The following is a 1,263-nucleotide window of genomic DNA, read 5'->3' on the forward strand; positions in this document are numbered from 1 at the left end:
TGTTCAGCCCGGGGACATGACCGACGGGTGTTCGGGGACATAGCCGACACTTTTTCCGCTCGCCAAGTCGATGATAGCGACTTGGTGGGCGGCAAAGAAGACCCCGTATTGCGCATCGTTTGCCGAGGGGCGGATGGCGAGGCGCTCACCACGGAAGGCCTGTGGCACTTTCCAAAGACATCCCTTGAAGCTGACATAGGCCTTGGTCGTGGAGACGCGGCGCACAATCTCATGGCTGTCGTATTCGACCTCCGGCAATCGCTCGGGCATGGCCCGCTGGCTCGGCCGATATCGACTAGCCGGGACCTGTTGCCCGAGCGCTTCGTGCGGTCGCTCGAAGTTGTAGACCTCCCGCCAGGCGTCGAAGGCACGCTGTGTTTCTGCGAGATCGCGGAACTGCCGCAGCGCGAACACCTCAGCCGCGAGCGTGCGGTGGAACCGTTCATTCTTGCCGCGGCTTTGCGGATGATATGGGCGGCTGTGGATGACGGCGACGCCAAGCTTGAGCAGCCAGACCGAGAACCGTGTCCATCGTTCGCCGGAAGGATCACCCCACGGCGAACCATTATCGACGAAGAAGGCCTCCGGGAGACCATAATGGCGAAAGGTCTTCTCCAGGCGGCTGCGCACGGTATCTGTGCGTTGATCTGCACAGGCCTGCAGGCACAGATCATAGCGCGAGTGGTCGTCCACGACCGTCAGAGGATGGCATTGGACATCATTGCCGAGCCGAACCCAGCCTTTGAAGTCCATCTGCCACAACAGATTGGGTGCCGGCATCTCAAAACGCTGGCTGGCCACCGCGCCGCCGATCGGAGGCGTGATGCGGCCAGACCGACGCAGGATCTGATGGACCGTTGAAACGGCTGGCGAGTGACGGCCTTCTCGCTCGAGGCAACGAGCTATCTTGCGAGCTCCCCATGCCGGATGCGCATCGCGTACCGCGATAATGCCGGCCTCCAGCTTGCAATCGGTCTGTCCCGGGCTCGCATGCGGCCGCCGCGAGCGGTCCTCAATGTTCTGGTCGGCCTGCCATCGTGCAAGCCATTTGTAGCCTGTGTCGGGATGGATATTGAACCGTCGACAGAGCTCCCGCCGGTTCGCTCCCTCCTGCGTCGCAAGCCGAACGAACTCCCGCCGCTGATCCATCACCGACACCTCTCGCCAGGGCATGGACTTGGCCTCCCACGCTGCCAAATCCGTGCACTATGATGTGTCGGCTATGTCCCCGAACACCCGTCGGTCATGTCCCCGGGCTGAACA

1 protein-coding gene is annotated in these 1,263 nt (G+C 62.3%); it reads right to left on the bottom strand.

Going from position 1 to position 1,263, the window contains the following annotated elements:
* Window positions 1-3: 3 nt before the first annotated feature.
* Window positions 4-1,173, bottom strand: a complete 1,170-nt coding sequence (locus tag ABIB95_RS47320) for an IS481 family transposase (RefSeq protein WP_354249242.1) — start codon at window positions 1,171-1,173, stop codon at window positions 4-6.
* Window positions 1,174-1,263 lie beyond the last annotated feature (90 nt).

Source organism: Bradyrhizobium sp. LA2.1, from assembly GCF_040547725.1.
GTDB classification, from domain to species: Bacteria; Pseudomonadota; Alphaproteobacteria; order Rhizobiales; family Xanthobacteraceae; genus Bradyrhizobium; species Bradyrhizobium barranii.